Annotated in this window: 23 protein-coding genes and 1 pseudogene; 23 read left to right on the top strand and 1 reads right to left on the bottom strand. The window is 32.8% G+C overall.

The annotated features are described in order from the left end of the window. The first annotated feature begins 19 nt into the window (after positions 1-19). From A9D35_RS16545 to A9D35_RS16510, 9 genes and pseudogenes are all read left to right on the top strand, one after another. Positions 20-529, top strand: coding sequence for a hypothetical protein (locus A9D35_RS16545; protein WP_066225075.1), 510 nt, complete (start codon positions 20-22; stop codon positions 527-529). Positions 530-1,324: 795 nt separating this feature from the next. Next, a complete protein-coding gene (locus tag A9D35_RS18985) occupies positions 1,325-1,504 on the top strand; it encodes a hypothetical protein (RefSeq protein WP_066225073.1) in 180 nt (59 codons plus the stop codon). Continuing rightward, positions 1,501-1,572, top strand: a pseudogene (locus A9D35_RS19745) (WG repeat-containing protein); the annotation flags it as partial. The gene A9D35_RS18985 and the pseudogene A9D35_RS19745, both read left to right, overlap by 4 nt. Positions 1,573-1,641: 69 nt before the next feature. Next, on the top strand, positions 1,642-2,625 hold the full coding sequence (locus A9D35_RS16535) for a WG repeat-containing protein (RefSeq protein WP_066225071.1): 984 nt from the start codon (positions 1,642-1,644) through the stop codon (positions 2,623-2,625). 175 nt (positions 2,626-2,800) lie between these two features. Beyond that, complete coding sequence (locus tag A9D35_RS18980; protein WP_066225069.1) at positions 2,801-2,986, top strand: hypothetical protein; 186 nt, start codon at positions 2,801-2,803, stop codon at positions 2,984-2,986. Positions 2,987-3,108: 122 nt separating this feature from the next. Further along, positions 3,109-3,390 carry a hypothetical protein gene (locus A9D35_RS16525; RefSeq protein ID WP_066225067.1) on the top strand — a complete coding sequence of 94 codons (282 nt, stop codon included), beginning with the start codon at positions 3,109-3,111 and terminating at the stop codon, positions 3,388-3,390. Between the two features lie 12 nt (positions 3,391-3,402). Continuing rightward, positions 3,403-3,894 (top strand): hypothetical protein, encoded by a 492-nt coding sequence (locus tag A9D35_RS16520; protein WP_066225065.1) that lies wholly within the window; start codon positions 3,403-3,405, stop codon positions 3,892-3,894. Positions 3,895-4,043: 149 nt separating this feature from the next. After that, a complete protein-coding gene (locus tag A9D35_RS16515) occupies positions 4,044-4,883 on the top strand; it encodes a hypothetical protein (protein WP_141675566.1) in 840 nt (279 codons plus the stop codon). Between the two features lie 800 nt (positions 4,884-5,683). Then, complete coding sequence (locus tag A9D35_RS16510; protein ID WP_066225061.1) at positions 5,684-7,006, top strand: hypothetical protein; 1,323 nt, start codon at positions 5,684-5,686, stop codon at positions 7,004-7,006. A 333-nt stretch (positions 7,007-7,339) separates the two neighbouring features. Here A9D35_RS16510 and A9D35_RS16505 read toward each other — a convergent pair whose 3' ends face one another. Continuing rightward, positions 7,340-8,395: an IS110 family RNA-guided transposase gene (locus tag A9D35_RS16505; RefSeq protein ID WP_066225059.1), complete on the bottom strand. Its 1,056-nt coding sequence runs from the start codon at positions 8,393-8,395 to the stop codon at positions 7,340-7,342. Positions 8,396-8,604: 209 nt separating this feature from the next. Between A9D35_RS16505 and A9D35_RS16500 the strand changes: the two genes are divergently transcribed. The 14 genes from A9D35_RS16500 (at position 8,605) to A9D35_RS16435 (ending at position 26,152) form a co-directional block, all read left to right on the top strand. Then, positions 8,605-10,167, top strand: a complete 1,563-nt coding sequence (locus A9D35_RS16500) for a T9SS type A sorting domain-containing protein (RefSeq protein WP_066225058.1) — start codon at positions 8,605-8,607, stop codon at positions 10,165-10,167. Positions 10,168-10,183: 16 nt separating this feature from the next. Then, on the top strand, positions 10,184-10,603 hold the full coding sequence (locus tag A9D35_RS16495; RefSeq protein WP_066225057.1) for a hypothetical protein: 420 nt from the start codon (positions 10,184-10,186) through the stop codon (positions 10,601-10,603). Positions 10,604-10,809: 206 nt separating this feature from the next. After that, on the top strand, positions 10,810-11,406 hold the full coding sequence (locus tag A9D35_RS16490; protein ID WP_066225055.1) for a hypothetical protein: 597 nt from the start codon (positions 10,810-10,812) through the stop codon (positions 11,404-11,406). Positions 11,407-11,616: 210 nt separating this feature from the next. Beyond that, positions 11,617-12,621 carry an IS30 family transposase gene (locus A9D35_RS16485; protein ID WP_066225053.1) on the top strand — a complete coding sequence of 335 codons (1,005 nt, stop codon included), beginning with the start codon at positions 11,617-11,619 and terminating at the stop codon, positions 12,619-12,621. A gap of 52 nt (positions 12,622-12,673) precedes the next feature. Continuing rightward, on the top strand, positions 12,674-13,162 hold the full coding sequence (locus A9D35_RS16480; protein ID WP_066226209.1) for an RDD family protein: 489 nt from the start codon (positions 12,674-12,676) through the stop codon (positions 13,160-13,162). A gap of 807 nt (positions 13,163-13,969) precedes the next feature. Next, positions 13,970-14,395, top strand: coding sequence for a hypothetical protein (locus A9D35_RS16475; protein WP_066225052.1), 426 nt, complete (start codon positions 13,970-13,972; stop codon positions 14,393-14,395). Between the two features lie 225 nt (positions 14,396-14,620). Beyond that, the gene (locus tag A9D35_RS16470; RefSeq protein ID WP_066225050.1) at positions 14,621-15,046 is read left to right on the top strand and encodes a hypothetical protein; all 426 of its coding nucleotides are present in this window, start codon (positions 14,621-14,623) and stop codon (positions 15,044-15,046) included. 830 nt (positions 15,047-15,876) lie between these two features. Then, a complete protein-coding gene (locus A9D35_RS16465) occupies positions 15,877-16,593 on the top strand; it encodes a hypothetical protein (protein ID WP_141675564.1) in 717 nt (238 codons plus the stop codon). An 813-nt stretch (positions 16,594-17,406) separates the two neighbouring features. After that, positions 17,407-18,921 (top strand): IS1182 family transposase, encoded by a 1,515-nt coding sequence (locus A9D35_RS16460; RefSeq protein WP_066225046.1) that lies wholly within the window; start codon positions 17,407-17,409, stop codon positions 18,919-18,921. A gap of 74 nt (positions 18,922-18,995) precedes the next feature. Then, complete coding sequence (locus A9D35_RS16455; protein ID WP_141675563.1) at positions 18,996-19,493, top strand: hypothetical protein; 498 nt, start codon at positions 18,996-18,998, stop codon at positions 19,491-19,493. An 817-nt stretch (positions 19,494-20,310) separates the two neighbouring features. After that, positions 20,311-21,825 carry an IS1182 family transposase gene (locus A9D35_RS16450; protein ID WP_066225042.1) on the top strand — a complete coding sequence of 505 codons (1,515 nt, stop codon included), beginning with the start codon at positions 20,311-20,313 and terminating at the stop codon, positions 21,823-21,825. A 92-nt stretch (positions 21,826-21,917) separates the two neighbouring features. Further along, on the top strand, positions 21,918-23,174 hold the full coding sequence (locus tag A9D35_RS16445; protein ID WP_066225040.1) for a TlpA disulfide reductase family protein: 1,257 nt from the start codon (positions 21,918-21,920) through the stop codon (positions 23,172-23,174). Between the two features lie 820 nt (positions 23,175-23,994). Next, positions 23,995-25,509 (top strand): IS1182 family transposase, encoded by a 1,515-nt coding sequence (locus tag A9D35_RS16440; protein WP_066225038.1) that lies wholly within the window; start codon positions 23,995-23,997, stop codon positions 25,507-25,509. Between the two features lie 139 nt (positions 25,510-25,648). After that, complete coding sequence (locus A9D35_RS16435; protein WP_159427073.1) at positions 25,649-26,152, top strand: C10 family peptidase; 504 nt, start codon at positions 25,649-25,651, stop codon at positions 26,150-26,152. Positions 26,153-26,156: the final 4 nt, after the last annotated feature.

Genomic DNA, 26,156 nt, shown 5'->3' with positions numbered 1-26,156 from the left:
ATTTAAACCAACCAAATCGTTGAAAGAAAAAGCAGTTGAATATAAAATAAAAGGTGGAGCAAATCGACTGAACGAAATAATCCGAACTGAAATAAAACGAAAAACTTTTAGTAAACGGAATAATATTTCTGGTGAGTATTCTGATGATGGCGGATTTGACCTTTCAAATACATTTTCTATGCTATACACAGAGCCGAATTTAGGTCCTCTTGTTAAACTAAATTTGAAATCGGTTAATTCAAATAGCGACGGAACTGAAAGTAAACTGATTCTGAAAAGAAAAAACGGAATGACCTATAATATTCATTTTTGGTTTGCAATTTTCTTTATCATTCTGACAATTGTTATTGCAATTTATCAAACTTTCACGAATGGAGTTAATGAAAGTCTTATGATTTTCGTTCTTCCAATTTTTGGACTGATTTACATACTGTTAATCGAATTATTCGCTAACTCAACTATTTTAAGTTTGACTAGACGAATTGAGAAAATAATGACAGCGAAAAAAATTGAATATAAAAAACTGTAGCTAACAACGGCTATAATTCATTGCGGCGGAATTTCCTAATCGGAAATTCCTGCGTATTTACTAACTTTGGTTTACGGCGGAATAGTTCTGCCGAACCATTCCGCAACGAAACCATAGCCAAAACCGTTGCGTTTAATATGAATGACTTTCGGTCATCCCCCAAACTTTACGGCTTGCTTCGAGGTTTTTTTTTATTTATAAAAATCAGTTGATTTAAAAACGAGTTAAGGAGAATTTCAAATCGCAAACTGTGCGATAGAAATCGTTGAGAGCGCGCTCTCAAAACGTTTGCAACGTTAAACAGTTTGTTTTAAGTTATTGAAAAAAAATGAGAAAGTCAAGTTTTTGGTGTTATTTAACACTTCCAATAGTCTGATAACAAGATGTTTGTAGTCGGCCATATCAATGGCTTAAGATTTTTATAAATTTTTAAATAGTAACGGAATCGAAGCAAGTTTTATTTTAAGACAAGTCATATAAAGCTTTATATAACCAATCTTAAAAGAAAATCAAGTTTGGGTGCTGGTTACCTTATGTAGCGTCCTCCATACACCGTATTTAGTGGAAGAGAGAAGATTAAAGATCCAGGTGTAAAAAAAAAGAATTTAGAAAGCTATAAAATACTGGAAAATAAAAAATACTAAACACAACAGCGCATATAAAAAATAGCAGTTAAGAGCAAAAACGAAATATAATTTATAAATTTAAAACCTGTGCCGATACGAAAAGTTAGTTTGTAGATCCTGCTACTTTTCATATTCGCCATCGTTACCCAACATTTGAAAAAAGCTACTTATGAAAAAAATATTCTTACTGATTTTAATAATATCTGCCAATGTTTTCGGACAAAAAAAAGTCGGAAACGATGTTTTTAAAATGGAGTTTTTAAGAATATCTGACAATATTCAAGGAGACCAAAATAACTACTATTCTGATTTAGTAGAACGCTCAATGTTCTCAAAAAAGACTCTCTGAATTATGGCTTCTTAAATTCAAAAGGAAAAACAGTTATTAAAGCTGAATATACTTACGCTTCTGACTTTTTTAATGGTAAATCAAACATAATATTTGATTCTATTCCTGGAATACTATTTAAAGATGGTAATAAAAAAATGTTTCCACAATTCAATGCAACGTATTGGTATAAGGATGATTTAGGACTTGCTATAAAAGACAATAAGTATGGTTTTATTAATGAAAATGGAGAAATAATTATTCCATTAGTTTATGAAGATGCATTTCCTTTTTACAATGGTTATGCTTCAATAAAAGAAAACGACAAATGGAATTATATAAACAAAGAAGGTAAAATTATCTTTTCTGACAGCTTGATTTTTAGCTATAAACCAATTATTGACAATAAGGCTATTTTTATGATTTCAGGTAAAGAAGTAGAAAAGAGAAAAAGAATGCACTCTGAAGACAGAAATGGAAGTCAAACTTTTGCTGAATATCTGAATCAGATTAAAAACATACAATTAAAAGAAGGTTTAATAGACATTAACGGAGAAATCATAATTGAACCTATTTACGATGAAATTTCAGGCTATTTTGTTAATGGATTTATGCGTGTTAGGAACAACGGAAAAGCTGGAATTATAAATGAAAAAGGAGAAATAGTTATTCCAATAGAGTACGACAATGTATTAGATTACAAAAACGATATGTTTACTGCCGAAAAAAGTAATAAATGGGGAATTATTGACACAGAAAATAATATCATAATTCCGTTTGAATTTAGTCGAATTAGACATTTCCAAGATGATTTAGCACTTATTACTAACAAAGGAACAGGTTACATTAACAATCGAAAAGAAATCATTATCGAACCACAAAACAGTTTTAATTTATCCGGAGATTTTTACAATGGTTTGGCTCTTGTGAAAAAAGACAAAAAGTATGGTTTCATCAATAAAGAAAATAAAGTTGTAATTCCAATTATTTATGACAATGCACTTCCATTTAATGGCAAGAAAACTATTGTACAAAAGGATGGAATTTCTTTTTTCATAGACCAAAAAGGGAAAATGATTAAACGAATTTCTAAACCTTATCTTTGGACTGAAAAAGATGAATTGATAAGGTTTGCAGAATAAAAAACGTTGGGTAACAACGTGTATAGCTCATTGCGGCTGAATTCCTAATCGGAATTCATTGCAATTTGCTATCTTCGTGTTACTGCGGAAAATCCTCGCAGATTTCCCGCAACGAGCCATACACAAAACCGTTGTGTGTAATTTCAGCAACCGAACTAAAAACGAACATTATCGAATGAAAAAAAGTATATTTTTTATAATTCTGACATTAATTTCTTTGAATATTAAAGCTCAAAATTCGATTCCTAAAATGGAATTAAAACATAATGGATTTACTGGAATTGGAATTGATTCTACCAAAAATTTTGTCGTTTTGAAAGTTCCTGATAAGAAAAAAACGACCTATATACAAACACTCTAGTTTACTTAAATAGCATATATTCCAATCCAAAAAATGTATTAAATACAGTAGAAAATGAAGTCATTATTATTAATGGTCTGACTAAATCTATTAAAGATAAAGACGGTTTATATGATTATATTATGACTTATCGAATAGACCTAAAATTTAAAGATGAAAAAATTAGGATTGAACCTTCGATAACTGATTTGAATGAAATTTTCAGTTCAATAAACAGCCAAAAGAAAATATATGTTGCTAATACTGACTCACCCAAAAAAGTTGAAATAGATTGTATTTGGATGTCTAACAAAAATGACAATGGTTATTGGCTCTTTAAAGATGATTTAAAATTGAATTTAGACAATTGGATAAATAATTATATATCGAATTTAGCCATTGGAACTAAGAAAAATGACTGGTAAAAATAAAATCTAATGAGTAACTATATAACTTGGAAAGATGTTCTTTATTTTATAAGTTTTTTAATAGGTCTGATTACTTTCATTAAAACATTTAGGAAAAAAGAATATTGTAGTCTTGATTATAAAACTGAATACGGAGATGAAACAAATCTTTATATTTTTGGGATAAAAGATGATTTATACAACTTGAAAATTTTATCTGAAAACAAAAAATTAAAAGCAATCAAATATACTGATTTAAACATTTCTAAATTGAAACACGAAAGAAACTCAAAATATGGAGACGAATCATTGTATTTTCCCAGGATTGAAAAGAATGATGTAATTGAAATTAGAGACGCAAAAGATTTAGGAAAAATAAAATTTGAGTATGAAGATAAGTATTCAAATAAATATTATCAGTTTATCCATTTCGATTACAAAACTGACAAAGCTTTTAATTCAAAACGATACTATAAAATGACAAAGAGAAAAGCTAAATCATTGTGGAAACGGATAATATAAAAAACTACACACAACACCGTATAAAAAAAATTGCTAATTTTAGCTAAACCAAAGTTAGTTGCTCGTTTGCTAGGTTCTGATTTTCCTTCGGAAAATCCTCGCACACAAACACGCAACTTTCCTTATACATAAACGTTGCCACACATTTAATGAAACATCGTAAATACATCATAATATTGACTATTTTAAGCGGACTTTTTAGTTGTAACAACCCGAAAAAGGATTTTGTATTTAACGAATTCAAAACCCAAATTGAAAATCAAGGAATGAAAATCGACTCGATTGACGAAACGGAATTGATTTATATTTCGAAAGGAGAAATTACTTTAGAAGTAAGCTTGGACAACGTAAGAAGAAATTACGAACGAGATAAAGACAAAACTCATATTTCTGATTTAGTGAAAACTTTGGTTGATTATTCAATAGATATTCCAGCGAATTGGAATGACGCAAAAGAAAATATATTTATTTCTCTCTATCCTAATGATTTTGATTTTAAAGATTTCATAAATATTAAAGTTACAGACCAAATTAATAAGATTTATCTTCATAGCGAGAATGACAAATTTACTTGGATTTCTAAAGATGACCTTAAAAAATGGAATATAACCGACTCTGATTTGGAGAATCAAGCTCAAAAAAATGCAGACCGAATATTGGCGGAATCACAAATAACATTTGATACAATAGAAAATAAAAAACTCGGAATTATAGAATCTGAATACAATAATCTAAAAAGTGCTTTACTATTAGCACCATCAATGAAAGAAAAAGTAAAAACCGATTTCAGTTATCCTTTTTATGCTGTCATTCCTGTTCGAGATTTTTGCTACATTTTCTCGGAACAAGACTTTGAATTCTTCTCTCAACGAATTGGACCTGTTGTAGTTGATGAATTCAAACAATCTGGATATCCAATAACAACGGAAATATTAAAATTCTCTGAAGACGGAATTAAAACAGTCGGAATTTATAAAGTGACGGAATAAAAAACGTGTGGCAACACCGTGTATAATTAATTGCTTGGTTCTCGCCTACTTACGAAAATACTCACGTATTTTCTATTCGGTTTTTATTTGTTAAATTACGTGCTTAACCACGCAACTAATCATACACAAACACGTTGCGTTTAATATGAATGACTTTCGGTCATCCCCCAAACTTTACGGCTTGCTTCGAGGTTTTTTTTTATTTATAAAAATCAGTTGATTTAAAAACGAGTTAAGGAGAATTTCAAATCGCAAACTGTGCGATAGAAATCGTTGAGAGCGCGCTCTCAAAACGTTTGCAACGTTAAACAGTTTGTTTTAAGTTATTGAAAAAAAATGAGAAAGTCAAGTTTTTGGTGTTATTTAACACTTCCAATAGTCTGATAACAAGATGTTTGTAGTCGGCCATATCAATGGCTTAAGATTTTTATAAATTTTTAAATAGTAACGGAATCGAAGCAAGTTTTATTTTAAGACAAGTCATATAAAGCTTTATATAACCAATCTTAAAAGAAAATCAAGTTTGGGTGCTGGTTACCTTATGTAGCGTCCTCCATACACCGTATTTAGTGGAAGAGAGAAGATTAAAGATCCAGGTGTAAAAAAAAAGAATTTAGAAAGCTATAAAATACTGGAAAATAAAAAATACTAAACACAACAGCGCATATAAAAAATAGCAGTTAAGAGCAAAAACGAAATATAATTTATAAATTTAAAACCTGTGCCGATACGAAAAGTTAGTTTGTAGATCCTGCTACTTTTCATATTCGCCATCGTTGTACATAATTATCAAAAAATAGATGTCAGAAGAAAAAAAAGAACAAGAAGAAATTAGAGAAGCAACCTATTCCGATTTACTTGAAATTAATCTTGACCAATTTCTAGAGGAATTATCAGCTTTAAATGACACATTACCGACTCAATTAACTTTACTTTCATTTAGACATAAAAACCTAATTGAGAAACTTGAAAAAATCTCAACTACTACAGAGGAAAAAGATGAAAATGGAGAAGAATTTGTTCGATATAAATTGAATTCTGAACACGCTGATGAGTTTTCAAAAATTCACAAACATTTATCAAGAACTGATATTGCTAGAAAAATCTTACCTCGAAATTATATTGTTTCAATAATTAGTCAGTACGATGCTTTTTTAGGGAATTTAGTTAAAACTTTATATGAGATAAATCCGAACATAATACGCTCTAGCGAAAAAGAATTAAACGTTGAAGATTTATTCAATTATGAATCAATAGATGAATTAAAAGAACACATTGTAGATAAAGAGGTAGACTCTTTATTAAGAGAAGAACACTATGAGCAATTTAAAATTCTTGAAAAAAGAATATCAATTGTAACTGGTAAAGATTTTACGTTAACTACTAACCTACCTGTTTTATCGAAATTTATAGAATTAACTCAAAGACGAAATCTTTTTGTTCACACTAATGGACAAACTACAAGACAATATTTAGAATCAAAAAGAAAGTGGAAATTTAATAGTGAATGTAATGGAGAACTAAATGAGGAATTAAAAGCTGACGGAAAATATTGCGATGAAGCTTTTGAAATTCTTTATGAAATATCTGTAAAATTAACTCACGTTTTATGGAGGAAATTTGTTCCTCAAGAAAGGGAACAAGCAGATGAACATCTTAATCAAGTCATATTTGACTTATTAAACAACAACAAATATAGTTTAGTTATTATCATAGCTAATTTTGCTACAGATGTAATAAAAACTTTTTCATCTGAACAATTACGAAAGTTTATTATCATAAACAAAGCAATTGCTTTTAAATTATTAGGTAAAGAAAAAGAATGTAAAAACGTTCTTAAAAAAGAGGATTGGTCAATCGGAAATGAATTTAAATTAGCCAAATTAGTTTTAGAAGAAAATTATGATGATGCAGGAAAATTAATGATTAAAATTGGAACTAACGATGAATTAGTAAATCAAAAAGCTTATAATAAATGGCCTCTTTTCAAACTATTCAGAAAAACTGAACAATTCAAAGCAAGTTATTTTGAATTATTTAATGAGGAATTTGCTTTGGAAGAATTACAAAGCAAAAAAGATTTAGAAAAAGATAAGGAACTCGTAGCCGAAGAAGATAAATAACTATGTACAACAATGGCTCCTATGAAAAGCACTAGCCCAGTTCTTCAAAATTAATATTTTTTTATTTATCTATCTCATAATGATAATAATTAGGTGTTGAAATGTTGATAATTCCGATAGGATTATCAATATTTCAATGCCTTTTTAAATAACTTGCTCCGCATCCTATATGTGATCAACTCTATTCGGTCGTCACCAGCATCTGTATGATTATAAGTTATAATAAGTCCAGCCACTTGCTATAAATATGTGATCACTGAATAGTGTCACCCACATTGTTTTGTGATATGGACTTTAAATACTTCTGTGTGAGCTTTGTTATTGGTTATTTAATTATGCTACAACACCAATTTCATAAGGTGTTTCTGTTTTTATTATGGCCAATGTTCTACATAATAGCTTCCTGGCCACTTTTATAATAATCTTTTTACTGTCCTTACCCGAATGCTTGCGATAATAACTCTGCATCACAGGGTCCGTCCGTATGGCTTGCCATGAAGCTTCTATAAAATACGAGCGGATTAAGCGGTGAGCTTGTGGAGTAATCCCCATAGTCTTGCTATTTGCTCCACTTTGATAAACTCCTGGGGCTAACCCTACATAACCTGCCAAATGTTTCAAATTATTAAACCGACGTAAATCGCCAAGTTCACTTATGATCCCACAGGCCACAATACCACCAATTCCAGGTATACTCTTAAGCAAATAATAATCTTTCTTGAAATGCTTACGGCAATAAGCTCTAAGTTGATTGCTTACCAAACGTAAATCTTCATCTATAAATCTGAAATGACGCATACGACTTTCTAAACTTCCCTTAGCTATGGGGTATTGAAATATCATATTATCCAACCAATCACGAAAACCATGGCTCCAATGGTCGTTATCGTACTGTTCAGGAACTTTTATACCAAAGTAGAGCAACTGCATTTTGATGTAACTTTTTATGCGCCTAAAGTCCTTAACCAAATCATTGCGTCTACGAAACAAACTCCTTAGCGCTTCGCGGTGCATATCTGGAACATGGATACTGGATAGTCGACCATCTTTCAGCTCTCTACTGATTAGCTGCGCATCAATACGATCCGTCTTGGTAAAACGTTCCTTGCCTTTACGATGAATATCTGCAGGATTAACCACCAAAGAGCGCCAACCATAACTCTCGAAACAACGATGTGCATAATAGCCACAGCATCCTGCTTCGTAAGCTGTACTTACTTCATGATCCAAAAAATGTTTATCTACATAAGCTTTTAATTGCGATGGCTCTGGTGGCATACTAAAACTTTTGCCAGAAAATAGATCCGTAGAGCAATGAACTTTCCAGCTGCGCTTGTGTATGTCGATTCCTATGTATAATTTAGGGGTGGCGGTAATTTGAGTGTTCATATCTTTTATTGTTTTAGTGAACTTTAAAGATACTCGACTTACTGCTTTTTCATGGATGCTATAAGTAATTGCTTGTTCTAGCCTACTTCTGAAAATCCTTGCGGATTTTCAGTTTGGTGTGTACTTGCTAAGTTAAGTGCTAAACCACGCAACTACTCATAGCCGAGACCGTTGCACACAATTAAAACAAAAATTAACACTTAAAAACTATGAAAACTAAAAAATTACTTTTACTTACATTTTTAAGTCTAAGCACAATAGCTTTTGGACAAATTTGCGGAACATCATCGATTAACACATCTAATAAAGCTCAAAGAACTGTAACAAATACCAAATTTTTAAATTCAACAAATTCAATTTGCATTAATGTTTTTTATCATATTGTCAGAGAAAATAATGGTTCAGGAGGTTATAATTCAAGTCAATTAAGTAATATCACTAACACATTAAACACAGCATTCAATGAGCATTATCTGTATGTTAATAATCTTGGATTTGACTATATTGACAATTCTACTTACTACAACATTGATGATACAGGGAGTTCTACTACAGAATTTGATGGACTGGTACAAATTAATAATATACCTAATGCCATAAATATTTACATTATAAATAATGCAGTAAGTTATGCAGGGAGAGCGAACGGTATTTTAAGCCAAGCGTTAGTAATTGAACAAAATTATGCAAATACTCAAGTTACTTCTCATGAGCTAGGACATTGTTTAGATTTGTTACACACATTTCAAGGTACAGCAACAAATACTTCTGGTTGTGCAGAAAATATAAATGGCTCTAATTGCTCAAGTTGTGGTGATGAAGTTTGTGACACCCCTGCTGATGCAAATACTGGTAATTCAGGAGGATACACTCCTGATATGGACAATATAATGTCTTATTATTTCCCTTTTCATCATTTTTCTAATGGTCAAGCAAATAGAATCAGACAAGCATTTGCAAGTTCTTCTTTACTACAACAAGTAGTAAGTAATAGTTGTACAATCCCCCAAATAGATGGACTATCAACTATTTGCAATTCAAATAATACTTACTCACTAACTAATGGAGGAACCAATGTTACTTGGCAAATCTCAACTAATTTACAAATAATATCATCAAATAACACCGATATTACTGTTACTCCAATAAATTCAAATACTAGAGAAGAAGGTTACATAAGAGCTGTTTTAGGAAATCAAACAATTGAGAAAAAAGTATGGATTGGTAAACCAAATATTTACACCTTTAATTCTAATGGCACTAAGAATTATTTTGGTGAAAGTTATTCTTATCCTGTTTCACATTCAACAAGAGAAATTCAAGTACACACTGATACACCTAACACCTCTTTTATATGGGATATATTTCCTAATAATATAACTTGGGGAAGTCATGGAGGAAAAGTTACATTTTACGTCAATACTCCTGGAATGTATGTGGCTACAGTTACAGCAACTAATGATTGTGGTGAATTTATGCAATTTTATACTATAAGTGTAGGAAATTCAGGTATTGATCCAGATTTTAAAATCTCTCCAAATCCTACTTCTGATAATTTTACTATTAATAATAAAAATCAAAGATTAGAATTGTCAAGTATTAAAGAAGAAGAAATAATTTACGAATTATACGACTTAAATTCCTCATTAAAGCTAAAAGGCAATCTAAAAGAATCAAGAAATATAAATGTTTCTTCTTTGAAAAAAGGTTTATATATTTTGAAAATATTATCAAAAGCTAAAACAGAACATCATCGTTTAATAATTAAATAACTAAAATCTAAAAAAAATGAAAAATTTAATAATCTTTTTAAGTATTATTTTATCATTTAACTCGTGTAGTCAAAATGATGAAATTATAAAAAAAAGCAACTCTATTGTTGGAACTTGGAAATTGATTGAAACTTACGAAAGTAATGGAGGCAATAATCCTCAATGGACAACTATTTCAGACGGATACACATATATATTTACCAAAAATGGAAAATTTACATCTAATAGGTTTTCAGAGTGTACAGACGGAAGTTACTCAATAACAGGGATCAATTTAACTCTTGATTATAGTTGTAATAATTTTGATACAGGAATTGAAACTCCAGCTGGAACTTTTATAGAAGAATATAGCTTTGAAGGAGAAAACATTATACTAACCCCTACTTACTTGACATGTATCGAAGGATGTAAATTTAAATTTCAAAAAATCGAATAAAAAATAACTGTGTGCAACACCGTATAAAATTAATTGCTAATATAAGCCAACTTATGAAAATCTTCGCTAGGTTTTCAAGTTGGTTTTTATTTGCTAATTTTAGTACTTAAAATACGCAACTAATCTTATACAAACACGTTGTAGCACATTTGAAAAAAATGAAGAAATTCATAATAATCATATTGTTTCTGATTTTTAATCTGACCTTGGGACAAGAAAAAATTGACCCAACGGAATCGCTCATTTCGGAATTTAAAGCGGAACTGAACGAAAAAAACATAACGGATTTTTTTGTCGTAAAACGGATTACATATGGAACTGCATATATTGCGGATTTGAGCGACCCAAATTCTTGTAATCCGAATGGAACTTACTTTACAATGTATGCGTTTTGGAAAGACGGAAAAGATGGTTATGTGAAAAAATTTGATAATTGTGGAGAATTTAATTCATTAAAATTATCCGATTCAAAACCGATTGAACTTTATAAAAAGAACTACGAAAAACTGAAATCTGAAAAAGTAAAATCTTATCAATTAAAACGGGACAGTCTAGGAAAAAATGGATTAGTTTACAAAAGCATTTCTTCTGTAACTCATCAACCGCAAAGATATTTTTGGTTTTTTACCGAGTCAACAGAATTTACTAATCATTTTGACACTTACGATTTAACAACTGAAAGGGATAAACCGAATTTGAATCATAAAACGAACAACGAACTCAATTTAGTTAAACTGAACGCTATTTGCGAAGAAATTATTAATGAGTTTAACTATAAAAATATGTTTAACCGAATAGAATAAAAACGTGCTACAACACCGGCTATAGTTCATTGCTTCTGACTTTCCTCTCGGAAAGTCCTCGCAAATTTGCTATCTTCGGTTTTCGGCGGAAAATCCTCGCGGATTTTCACGCAACGAAACCATAGCCAAACACGTTACCATACATTTGAGAAACAACGAGCTCTATTCAATAACTTAACGCAACAAATCTAAAATTATAGATTTGTTATAATGGAAGTAAAAAAGCATAGACGACTTACCTTAAAAGAAAGAATCCAAATTGAGACTCTTTTAAACGAAAATAGATCCAAAGCTTATATCGCTAAACAGCTCAAAAGATCAAGATCAACCATCACTAGAGAAGTAAACAAATTAGTCGGTAATACCAATGATAAATACGATGCTCATTTATCACATTGGTGTGCGAAAGATGATTACTTAAACAAAAGAAATCTAGATAAAATTAGCACACATAAACCTCTAAAACATTTTGTCTATAAAGGACTTTTATCTGAGTGGACTCCAGAACAAATATCTGGAAGAATTAAAGAGCTTTATCCCAACGATTCTATAATGTCTATTTCTCATGAAGCGATTTACAGACACATTTACACAAGACCACAAGCAAGTTTAAACAAAAAACTAATCAAACTACTTGTACGTAAAAAAACTAGACGTAGACCGGCTAAAAAAAGGCGTGGTACTGGCAGCAAAATAATCAACCAAGTCAGTATAGACAATAGACCTAAGCATATTGAAGACAGAATTGAAATTGGACATTGGGAAGGTGATTTAATCATTGGGAAGAATCACAAAAGTGCCATAGGAACCATTGTAGAACGAAAAGCTAGATATACCATCATTATTAAACTAAACTCTAAAAAAGCAGATGAAGTCGCTAAAATGTTTTCTCAAAAACTAAATCAATTAAACAACATTTTTAAAAAATCCTTGACTTATGATAATGGAATTGAAATGGCAAAACACGAAAAAATCACCCAAAATACGGGTATGAAAATTTTCTTTGCTCATCCATACTCTTCCTGGGAAAGAGGAACCAATGAAAATACTAATGGACTAATTAGAAGATACCTTCCTAAGGGAACAGACTTTAATCAAATTGATGAAAAATTACTAATGACAATTCAACAAAAACTAAACAACAGACCTCGAAAAATCATAGGTTATAAAACACCTCAAGAAATTATGGATTCTGAACTAAAAAATGTAGCTTAGTATCAAGCAAAAAAAAGCAACGTTTGTTGCGTTAGAACCTTGAATGCAGCCGATGAACGAAACAAACTTATCAACTGAATTGAAAACAGTTCCTAATATTGGAAAACGAATTTTAGCAGGAATTGTGGACTATTTAATTATATATATTTTCTTCTTTATTTTTCTGTTTGCTTTCGGAAAACCTGATTCTGAAGGAGAATTAGCAGTAAGCGGATTACCAGCATTAGGACCAATTTTGTTCTGGGGAATAATGACAATCGGACTTGAACAATGGTTCGGCGCAACACTCGGAAATTCTTTAGTTGGACTAAAACCTGTCTCAATCCGAAAATCAACTGACAACTCAACTTTTAGCGGAATTGACGAAAAACTGACTTTTGGACAATCTTTAAAAAGACATTTACTTGACCCAATTGATATGTTCTTTTTTGGACTAATCGGAATTATAACAATAAAAAATACAGATAAAAATCAACGATTAGGAGATATTTGGGGAAACACAATTGTTGTGAAAACGTCTAAATTAAAAAAAACGGAATAAAAAACGTATGGTAACACCGTATATAAAAAATTGCTGGTGTTGTACTAAAACAAAGGTCGTTGCACGTTTGCTACGTCTGATTTTCCTTCGGAAAATCCTCGCACACAAACACGCAACTTTCCATATACATAAACGTTGCGTTTAATATGAATGACTTTCGGTCATCCCCCAAACTTTGCGGCTTGCTTCGAGGTTTTTTTTTTATTTATAAAAATCAGTTGATTTAAAAACGAGTTAAGGAGAATTTCAAATCGCAAACTGTGCGCTAGAAATCGTTGAGAGCGCGCTCTCAAAACGTTTGCAACGTTAAACAGTTTGTTTTAAGTTATTGAAAAAAAATGAGAAAGTCAAGTTTTTGGTGTTATTTAACACTGCCAACGATCTGATAACAAGATGTTTACAGTCGACCATATCAATAGCTTAAGATTTTTATAAATTTTTAAACTGCACCGGAATCGAAGCAAGTTTTATTTTAAGACAAGTCATATAAAGCTTTATATAACCAATCTTAAAAGAAAATCAAGTTTGGGTGCTGGTCACCTTATGTAGCGTCCTCCATACACCGTATTTAGAGGAAGAGAGAAGATTAAAGATCCAGGTATAAAAAAAAGAATTTAGAAAGCTATAAAAGACTGGAAAATAAAAAATACTAAACACAACAGCGCATATAAAAAATAGCAGTTAAGAGCAAAAACGAAATATAATTTATAAATTTAAAACCTGTGACGATACGAAAAGTTAGTTTGTAGATCCTGCTACTTTTCATATTCGCCATCGTTGCCAACCATTTGACAAAACACATCGTAAATGACATTATTCGTAGATAAATTAGAAAAATATGATTTAGGAGGTTTTACGACTGACTTAAAAAAAGCTGAATATATTTTAGCAGTACACGGACTGACTTTTGAAAAAATATTGAGCGAAACACCAAAAACGACTGAATTACCTTCTGGAATGTTTTCGACTGGAAAATATGTTGTTGCGTTTAACATAAGTTGGGATTTAAAAAATGTGAATATTGGTTTTATAAATTATCAAACGGATTTAGATAAATATTTTGACGTGTTTGCGGACTCTATGTCGCCTAAATCAGTTGCAGGATTCCATAAATTCCGAGAAAAAATAAAGCTAAAAGACCAATCCGAATTGAATAAAATCGAACTTTCCGATAACGATTCAGATTTTGTAATAGCTTACGGAAATTATATTGAACATCGGAATCGTCAATAAATAATATTTCTGGAGTTTTAATTTGTTTGAATTTTGACATAATATTTTGAGTTTAAAAAATAATAATCTGAATAATAAAAAACGGTTGGCAACAATGTATAACCGCAATTACGGCGGATTCGACTACGTCCGAATCCACTCGGAATTGCTAACGTCAGTGCTAAACCGAAAATTAACACATATTAACCCGTAACTGACGGTTATACGAGACCGTTAGCTTTAATTATGAAAAAAACACTCTTCATATTGATTTTAGGACTTTCTTTTTATAATTGTAAAAAGGAATTAAAAAATCAGAACGAAAAAGTTGAAATTAAAGTCGAAAAAAGCGAAACAAAAAAGGAATTAAAATTTAGTCTTTATAACTCAACAGAATTTGAATTAAGAAACATAACAGTTGGATTACCCGATACGTCTCTAACATATGATAAACTCGAAAAACATTCTCAAACGGAATGGACAAATGTAAAATCTGCATATCATTACGGATTCGTAAGATTTTATGATACAAAAAACAGAAAATATTATATTCAACCTATTGATTATGTCGGAGAAACACCACTTGAAAAAGGAGAATTGAAATTCATAATAAAGGAGATTGACTCAATAAATCAATGGTTTGAACTTGACTTTGAATATAAAAATAACTAAAGCTAACACCGTATAAAAATAATGCGGTAGTTAGTACTTAATCAAAGGTTAGTACAGTTTTGCTAGCTTCTGATTTTCCTTCGGAAAATCCACGCATACAAAACCGCACTATTCTTATACATAAACGTTGCGTTTAATATGAATGACTTTCGGTCATCCCCCAAACTTTGCGGCTTGCTTCGAGGTTTTTTTTTTATTTATAAAAATCAGTTGATTTAAAAACGAGTTAAGGAGAATTTCAAATCGCAAACTGTGCGCTAGAAATCGTTGAGAGCGCGCTCTCAAAACGTTTGCAACGTTAAACAGTTTGTTTTAAGTTATTGAAAAAAAATGAGAAAGTCAAGTTTTTGGTGTTATTTAACACTGCCAACGATCTGATAACAAGATGTTTATAGTCGACCATATCAATAGCTTAAGATTTTTATAAATTTTTAAACTGCAACGGAATCGAAGCAAGTTTTATTTTAAGACAAGTCATATAAAGCTTTATATAACCAATCTTAAAAGAAAATCAAGTTTGGGTGCTGGTCACCTTATGTAGCGTCCTCCATACACCGTATTTAGTGGAAGAGAGAAGATTAAAGATCCAGGTGTAAAAAAAAGAATTTAGAAAGCTATAAAAGACTGGAAAATAAAAAATACTAAACACAACAGCGCATATAAAAAATAGCAGTTAAGAGCAAAAACGAAATATAATTTATAAATTTAAAACCTGTGACGATACGAAAAGTTAGTTTGTAGATCCTGCTACTTTTCATATTCGCCATCGTTGTGGGTAATTTAACGCAACCATTCAAGACAATTAGCATCTAATAAGAAAAAGCTATCCTATGAAAACAAAATTTGACTACTTATTACTATTATTATTGATGTTGTTGTTCACATCTTGTGAAGATACATTTGAACCAAGTGGTATCGAAACGAGAGTTTTTGGTCGGATGTATGATAGTGAAAATCAAATACCATTAGACAATCACAAATTAAGAATCGGAGAATCTAATTTAATACCAGGCTTTGGTTCAGCGCCAAATGTTGATTTCATCCAATATGTCGACTCAACAACAACAGATTCTGATGGATATTTTGACTTTACTTTTACAACAAGTGGTCAAGGAGACATTTACGAATTGGAAGTAGACCATGATTATGATAATTACTTTGGCTTAACTGATGAGAATGTTTTTGGACTATTAAATCAAGGGTTTCGTATAGAATTAGAAGATTTAGGAGAAGATAAAGAACTAAATTTTGAGGTTTTGTATTTTTTCCCAGTTAATCTAAAATTCACTCTGAATTCTGATGTTCAGTTTTTACCTATCAGAATCCGTGAACCATACAGTCGAGTGATAGACAATCTGACTGAAACTGGAGTTGAAATTAGTCGAATTTACTATATTGACAAAAATTCAAATTGGCAAATAGAATTAACAAGAATAACAGACGATGGACAAGCACAACGTGTGGTTTTAGATATGCCAGCAACTAACAGTACAGAATTAACGGAACTTGAATTTAACATCAATGATGACGATTTTGAAGACTATTAAAAACTACCCACAATCGAGTGGATGGCTCCGCCATCAAATGACGGAGTACACCCCTCACACCACCGTACGTACGGGTCTCGTATACGGCGGTTCGTAAATCATCACACCAAAGCTCTTTTCACCCTTGGCACTATCTTCTAGTTTAAGCATAGGCTACAACTAGTGCTCCTATGCGAATTTTGAAGAGAATTACGTTCAGTCCTTCCCTACTTGTGAGTCCATCAAAGGTATTCCCTCCGCTCGTTTCCTGTAAGTACTATGACCTCTGCTGACTTCTCTACATAACCAACTCGTAGTTGTAGAGATCTCCCCAGGTAATGGCATCTTCTTTCCCTCAATTCCTGCCGTATCTACATACTTACCCTTTTGTTAATCTTAGGGCGTTACAATGATGTGGTTGCTTACCCGAGTAAATATGCCTCTGTATACGGTTTCTGTTCGTCAGTACCGAGTTTTGTAGTTCCGCTTCCTTCAAATAAAACCTCACGGTTTTCACCCTTGCGACTTACTAATGCTTCAAGACGTTACTCCTGCGCATAAGGGACTTGCACCCTATAGATTAATTATTTACCTTTCGGTAAATCAAAAGATACCCATGCTGGGCACACACAACGTGTATAGCTCATTGCGGCTGAATTCCTAATCGGAATTCATTGCAATTTGCTATCTTTCGGTTACGGCGGAAAATCATAGCTGATTTCCCGCAACGAGCCATACACAAGACCGTCAGACTGTCTAATAACTATTGCTTTTTTAGTTACATTTTTTAGAAGTTCTCAAGTAATTTCCAGGTGATTTTTGTATCTTTTAGTTATGAAATTCATACCTGGAAAAGACCGAAAACAGACCTGCCTTTTTCCTGTTTCTCTTGAAGATTCTATAGAATATGAGAACAGCGTAAGGTCTATAGATCAATTTGTAAATTCACTTAACCTTGCAGAACTAGGATTCCGTTCAGACTTTACCGAAAACGGTCCTCCAGCCTATAACCCAGCTGTTCTTCTCAAACTTTACATCTACGGATACATGAACCGTATTCGTTCTTCAAGACAATTAGAAAAGGAATGTAAACGAAACATTGAAGTCATGTGGCTGCTTGAATCGTTAGCTCCAGATCACAACACCATCAGCAATTTCAGAAAAGATAATGCAAAGGCTATTAAAAAAGTGTTCTTTGCTACCGTGCAAATGGCACGTAATTTTGGGCTTATAGGCGCTACACTTATTGCTGGAGACAGTACTAAGTTTAGAGCTCAGAATAGTAAGAAAAACAATTTTAATAAGAAGAAAATACAGCGTCACATAGATTATATTGACAATAAATTAGAACAATACAACAAAGCTCTTGAACAAAGTGATAGTGAAAATGAAAAAGAGGAAATTAAGAAAGATATTGATAAGCATCAAGGTCGCAGAAAAGAATACGAAAAACTAAATGCACAGTTGAAGGCTTCGGGAGAACCACAAATTTCTACCTCTGATCCCGATAGCAAGCATTTAATTGTGCGTAACAATATTACTGAAGTTGCTTACTATGTACAATCTACTGTAGACGCAGATCATAATATTCCGTTCGACTACTTGGTTACCAATAAAAACGACTCCAAGGCTATGGGACAGATGTTACAAAGAGCTAAAACTATTTTAGGAACGAACACCTTTACGGCGCTCTATGACAAAGGATATCATACAGGAAGTGAATTTAAAACTGCTAATAAACTAGGTATTAAAACCCTTGTTGCTATCCCTGGAATAGGAAGAGCATCGCAAGCTCCAGATCCTAACTATAACTCAGAACATTTTAAATATAATAAAGAACACGACACCTATACTTGCCCACAAGGAAACATACTTAAAAGTAATGGCAGCACTTATAAAGGGCGTAATTATCGTTTCAAACAATACAAAACAAACAAATGTAAAGCTTGCCCCGCAAGAGCATTATGTACCACGTCTAAAGCAAATGGAAAAGTAGTACAACGCAGTGAATTCCATAAATATATTGAAGCCAACGCAAAGAGTGTATTGCAAAATCCTGATGCTTATAAAAAACGCCAAGCCATTGTAGAGCATCCTTACGGAACCATAAAACGCCAGTGGAGTTTTGATCATATCATAACTAAAAAAACGATGCAACGCGCTAGTGCAGATGTAGGGTTTATGTTTATTGCCTATAACTTAAAAAGAATTTGGAATATCATTAGAAAAACCAATACACCTCGTGTTCAAGCTCACAGGTCTTTAATTATGCTTTTTACAGCTATTCTAACAAGTTTTGAAGAACCCTACAAACAAAATTCAAAATATAGAATCTTAGCTCCCGTCTAATAGAAAAAACTGTATTTTAGTAGAAATATATATAATTGCAGTCGGTTATTAGACAGACTGCCGTTGCCCACAATATGAAAAGGAAATCGCTATCAAATATTAAATGGATTTTATTAATATTATTTTCTGTGGTTTTATCATACTGCGGATTTATTCCGTGTCCATATTATTCGGATTTGGAACAACTTGAAAAGCTTCCAACCGATGAACAATTGATTGGCGATTATAAATTAAATATCAGACCACCTAATTCTGTTGGACCAGCAGAATTAATCTTAAAACAAAACAACACTTTTGAATTAAAAAATGTTCCTGTTGGAGTATTAGATGTTTTTAATGCCGATTATAAACAAAATGAAAAATCTTTACAGAACATAACTGGAAAATGGAAAGCATATTCTGACAAAGATAATTACGAACTGAACGTTACTATTGAGTATAATAAAATAGAGCCACAGTTAGAAAATATTAGCACTTCCTGGAAACTATATGAACAAGATAATAAGCCTGTGATTTTAATTATTCTTGGCGATCCCGATTCTTGCGAAGCGTTGAGTTTTATAAAAAAATAAAAATACTGTGGGCAATCGAGTGGATGGCTCCGCCATCAAATGACGGAGTACACCCCTCACACCACCGTACGTACGGGTCTCGTATACGGCGGTTCGTAAATCATCACACCAAAGCTCTTTTCACCCTTGGCACTATCTTCTAGTTTAAGCATAGGCTACAACTAGTGCTCCTATGCGAATTTTGAAGAGAATTACGTTCAGTCCTTCCCTACTTGTGAGTCCATCAAAGGTATTCCCTCCGCTCGTTTCCTGTAAGTACTATGACCTCTGCTGACTTCTCTACATAACCAACTCGTAGTTGTAGAGATCTCCCCAGGTAATGGCATCTTCTTTCCCTCAATTCCTGCCGTATCTACATACTTACCCTTTTGTTAATCTTAGGGCGTTACAATGATGTGGTTGCTTACCCGAGTAAATATGCCTCTGTATACGGTTTCTGTTCGTCAGTACCGAGTTTTGTAGTTCCGCTTCCTTCAGATAAAACCTCACGGTTTTCACCCTTGCGACTTACTAATGCTTCAAGACGTTACTCCTGCGCATAAGGGACTTGCACCCTATAGATTAATTATTTACCTTTCGGTAAATCAAAAGATACCCATGCTGGGCACACACACCGTGTATAGCTCATTGCGGCTGAATTCTTAATCGGAATTCATTGGAATTTGCTATCTTTCGGTTACGGCGGAAAATCATAGCTGATTTCCCGCAACGAGCCATACACAAAACCGTCAGACTGTCTAATAACTATTGCTTTTTTTTAGTTACATTTTTTAGAAGTTCTCAAGTAATTTCCAGGTGATTTTTGTATCTTTTAGTTATGAAATTCATACCTGGAAAAGACCGAAAACAGACCTGCCTTTTTCCTGTTTCTCTTGATGATTCTATAGAATATGAGAACAGCGTAAGGTCTATAGATCAATTTGTAAATTCACTTAACCTTGCAGAACTAGGATTCCGTTCAGACTTTACCGAAAACGGTCCTCCAGCCTATAACCCAGCTGTTCTTCTCAAACTTTACATCTACGGATACATGAACCGTATTCGTTCTTCAAGACAATTAGAAAAGGAATGTAAACGAAACATTGAAGTCATGTGGCTGCTTGAATCGTTAGCTCCAGATCACAACACCATCAGCAATTTCAGAAAAGATAATGCAAAGGCTATTAAAAAAGTGTTCTTTGCTACCGTGCAAATGGCACGTAATTTTGGGCTAATAGGCGCTACTCTTATAGCTGGAGACAGTACTAAGTTTAGAGCTCAGAATAGTAAGAAAAACAATTTTAATAAGAAGAAAATACAGCGTCACATAGATTATATTGACAATAAATTAGAACAATACAACAAAGCTCTTGAACAAAGTGATAGTGAAAATGAAAAAGAGGAAATTAAGAAAGATATTGATAAGCATCAAGATCGCAGAAAAGAATACGAAAAACTAAATGCACAGTTGAAGGCTTCGGGAGAACCACAAATTTCTACCTCTGATCCCGATAGCAAGCATTTAATTGTGCGTAACAATATTACTGAAGTTGCTTACTGTGTACAATCTACTGTAGACGCAGATCATAATATTCCGTTCGACTACTTGGTTACCAATAAAAACGACTCCAAGGCTATGGGACAGATGTTACAAAGAGCTAAAACTATTTTAGGAACGAACACCTTTACGGCGCTCTATGACAAAGGATATCATACGGGAAGTGAATTTAAAACTGCAAATAAACTAGGTATTAAAACCCTTGTTGCTATCCCTGGAATAGGAAGAGCATCGCAAGCTCCAGATCCTAACTATAACTCAGAACATTTTAAATATAATAAAGAACACGACACCTATACTTGCCCACAAGGAAACATACTTAAAAGTAATGGCAGCACTTATAAAGGGCGTAATTATCGTTTCAAACAATACAAAACAAACAAATGTAAAGCTTGCCCCGCAAGAGCATTATGCACAACGTCTAAAGCAAATGGAAAAGTAGTACAACGCAGTGAATTCCATAAATATATTGAAGCCAACGCAAAGAGCGTATTGCAAAATCCTGATGCTTATAAAAAACGCCAAGCCATTGTAGAGCATCCTTACGGAACCATAAAACGTCAGTGGAGTTTTGATCATATCATGACTAAAAAAACGATGCAACGCGCTAGTGCAGATGTAGGGTTTATGTTTATTGCATATAACTTAAAAAGAATTTGGAATATCATTAGAAAAACCAATACACCTCTTGTTCAAGATCAATGGTCTTTAATTAGGCTTATTAAAGCTATTCTAACAGGTTTTGAAGAAGCTTACAAACAAAATTCAAAATATAGAATCTTAGCTGCCAACTAATAGAAAAAACTGTATTTTAGTAGAAATATATAAAATTGCAGTAGGTTATTAGACAGACTGCCGTTGTGCAAAATTTAAAACAGAAATCTTTAATGAAATTTATTACAAAACTTATCCCACTTTTAACAATTGTATTTTTCTTCAATTGTTCGTCTGAAAAAGACCAGTTTCTTGAAATTAACGGAAAAACAGTTGGAACAGATACCGAGTCAATTCTCTTAGTTAAAGCAGGTCAATATTTTGACTCTGATTCTATAATTGAAATACCCGTTACAGATGGAAAATTTCATTATAAAACAAAATTAGATTTCCCTGAATCTGTTGAATTGTTCTTGGGAGAAGCAAAAAATCAAGGAGGTAGATATATGCCTTTATTTTTGAACAATGAAAAAATTGATTTAACTATTTACTCTGAAGAAGAGTTTGACAAAAATCAAGTTATTGGTGGCAAACTAAATTCTGAATTTAAAAAATATAAAGAAAATTATGACAATAAATTCAACTCAAGAATAAAACCATTACAAGATAGTATAAGTTTATTATTTGAAAATGACCAATATAATAGTGATAAGGCAAAATTACTTTATGCAGAATTAAGAAAAACCAAAAGTCACGATGAAAAAATTATTATCTATGAAAAACTTGGGGATTTAAAAGAAGCCAATCAACATTTAAGTCCAAAAGCAGAAATAATAGTAAACAAATTAAAACCAATTTACGAAGAGCAAAAAAAGTTTCAGCAAGAATACATAGAAAACAATCCTTCTATTGTATCATATTCATTTTTTATAAAAGACCTTATGTACGACAAAGAGAATATGGATATTAATTTGGCTAAAAATAATCTTCGAATACTTTCAGTAGCAAACCCTAATCATCCTTACAATAAATTGGCTTCAAACTTAACAAATGCAATAGAAAACATTAAAGTCGGAAAAAAATATACGGATTTTTCTGCACCTGACTTAAATGGAAATGAAATCAAACTTTCCGATAAAATTGATGGGAAAATAGCATTATTAGATTTGTGGGCAACTTGGTGTGGGCCTTGTATAGCTAAAAGCAGAACGATGATTCCTCTATATGATGAGTTTAAAGACAAAGGCTTTACAATAATAGGAGTTGCAGGCGAAAGAAAAAATACTGACAGATTGGTCAGATTTCTTGAAAAAGAAAAATGGCCTTGGCAAAACTTGGTGGAACTGGATAAACAAAATAATATATGGCAAAAATATAATGTAGATGGCGGAGGAGGCGGAATATTCCTAATTGACGAAAAGGGAGTTATTTTAGCTAAAGATCCAACAGCAGAGGAGGTTAGAAAAGAATTAGAATCTCGACTGAATTAAAAAAAACTTTGCACAATCGAGTGGATGGCTCCGCCATCAAATGACGGAGTACACCCCTCACACCACCGTACGTACGGGTCTCGTATACGGCGGTTCGTAAATCATCACACCAAAGCTCTTTTCACCCTTGGCACTATCTTCTAGTTTAAGCATAGGCTACAACTAGTGCTCCTATGCGAATTTTGAAGAGAATTATGTTCAGTCCTTCCCTACTTGTGAGTCCATCAAAGGTATTCCCTCCGCTCGTTTCCTGTAAGTACTATGACCTCTGCTGACTTCTCTACATGATCAACTCGTAGTTGTAGAGATCTCCCCAGGTAATGGCATCTTCTTTCCCTCAATTCCTGCCGTATCTACATACTTACCCTTTTGTTAATCTTAGGACGTTACAATGATGTGGTTGCTTACCCAAGTAAATATGCCTCTGTATACGATTTCTGTTCGTCAGTACCGAGTTTTGTAGTTCCGCTTCCTTCAGATAAAACCTCACGGTTTTCACCCTTGCGACTTACTAATGCTTCAAGACGTTACTCCTGCGCATAAGGGACTTGCACCCTATAGATTAATTATTTACCTTTCGGTAAATCAAAAGATGCCCATGCTGGGCACACACAACGTGTAAGCGCAATAACGGCGGAATTTTCTACCGAAAATTCTCGCCTTTTTGCTATCTTGGTTGCGTCAGCGGAAAATACTCGCGCATTTTCCCGTTACTGACGCTTACACAAAACCGTCAGACTGTCTAATAACTATTGCTTTTTTAGTTACATTTTTTAGAAGTTCTCAAGTAATTTCCAGGTGATTTTTGTATCTTTTAGTTATGAAATTCATACCTGGAAAAGACCGAAAACAGACCTGCCTTTTTCCTGTTTCTCTTGAAGATTCTATAGAATATGAGAACAGCGTAAGGTCTATAGATCAATTTGTAAATTCACTTAACCTTGCAGAACTAGGATTCCGTTCAGACTTTACCGAAAACGGTCCTCCAGCCTATAACCCAGCTGTTCTTCTCAAACTTTACATCTACGGATACATGAACCGTATTCGTTCTTCAAGACAATTAGAAAAGGAATGTAAACGAAACATTGAAGTCATGTGGCTGCTTGAATCGTTAGCTCCAGATCACAACACCATCAGCAATTTCAGAAAAGATAATGCAAAGGCTATTAAAAAAGTGTTCTTTGCTACCGTGCAAATGGCACGTAATTTTGGGCTTATAGGCGCTACACTTATTGCTGGAGACAGTACTAAGTTTAGAGCTCAGAATAGTAAGAAAAACAATTTTAATAAGAAGAAAATACAGCGTCACATAGATTATATTGACAATAAATTAGAACAATACAACAAAGCTCTTGAACAAAGTGATAGTGAAAATGAAAAAGAGGAAATTAAGAAAGATATTGATAAGCATCAAGGTCGCAGAAAAGAATACGAAAAACTAAATGCACAGTTGAAGGCTTCGGGAGAACCACAAATTTCTACCTCTGATCCCGATAGCAAGCATTTAATTGTGCGTAACAATATTACTGAAGTTGCTTACTGTGTACAATCTACTGTAGACGCAGATCATAATATTCCGTTCGACTACTTGGTTACCAATAAAAACGACTCCAAGGCTATGGGACAGATGTTACAAAGAGCTAAAACTATTTTAGGAACGAACACCTTTACGGCGCTCTATGACAAAGGATATCATACAGGAAGTGAATTTAAAACTGCTAATAAACTAGGTATTAAAACCCTTGTTGCTATCCCTGGAATAGGAAGAGCATCGCAAGCTCCAGATCCTAACTATAACTCAGAACATTTTAAATATAATAAAGAACACGACACCTATACTTGCCCACAAGGAAACATACTTAAAAGTAATGGCAGCACTTATAAAGGGCGTAATTATCGTTTCAAACAATACAAAACAAACAAATGTAAAGCTTGCCCCGCAAGAGCATTATGTACCACGTCTAAAGCAAATGGAAAAGTAGTACAACGCAGTGAATTCCATAAATATATTGAAGCCAACGCAAAGAGTGTATTGCAAAATCCTGATGCTTATAAAAAACGCCAAGCCATTGTAGAGCATCCTTACGGAACCATAAAACGCCAGTGGAGTTTTGATCATATCATAACTAAAAAAACGATGCAACGCGCTAGTGCAGATGTAGGGTTTATGTTTATTGCCTATAACTTAAAAAGAATTTGGAATATCATTAGAAAAACCAATACACCTCGTGTTCAAGCTCACAGGTCTTTAATTATGCTTTTTACAGCTATTCTAACAAGTTTTGAAGAACCCTACAAACAAAATTCAAAATATAGAATCTTAGCTCCCGTCTAATAGAAAAAACTGTATTTTAGTAGAAATATATATAATTGCAGTCGGTTATTAGACAGACTGCCGTTAGCCATAATTAAATCAAACCTTAAAAATTAAAATTATGAACAAATTTAAAAATTATGCACGGTTATTAGCAGTAATGCCCAATCAAATAGCATGGAATGCTATTCTAAACAATTCCACTCATGAAGTAGCAGGATTAATGGAAGATGCGGGACAATCTGTTAATATGCAATATGATTGTGATGAATCTGGTGCTTACACTTCCGATGCTCGCAATGCTCTTGTAAATACGTTTGGTTATTCCAGTTCTGCAAACTATACAAACTTTAATACAAATACAATTGTTCAGCAATTGGCAATGTGGAATCAACCAGTAAAATTAAGAGGTCAAGACCCTTCTGGTGGTGGTCACGCTTGGGTATGTGATGGATATAGAAGAATGACATACACCACAATTCATAATCCGGGGACATACTATGAATACGAAACCTACACATATAGTGACTTTTATTTACATATGAATTGGGGATGGAATGACAGTTTCAACACAGACAATAATTGGTTTTTTCATGGCACTCCTAATGTAGGTTGGGCTAATTTTTCGACAGGATACAAAATGATTATAAATATTCACCCTTAAAATA

Source organism: Formosa haliotis (genome assembly GCF_001685485.1).
Lineage (GTDB): Bacteria > Bacteroidota > Bacteroidia > Flavobacteriales > Flavobacteriaceae > Formosa > Formosa haliotis.
Note: the sequence above shows the minus strand (reverse complement) of the source record. Positions and strands in the feature narration are given on the sequence as shown.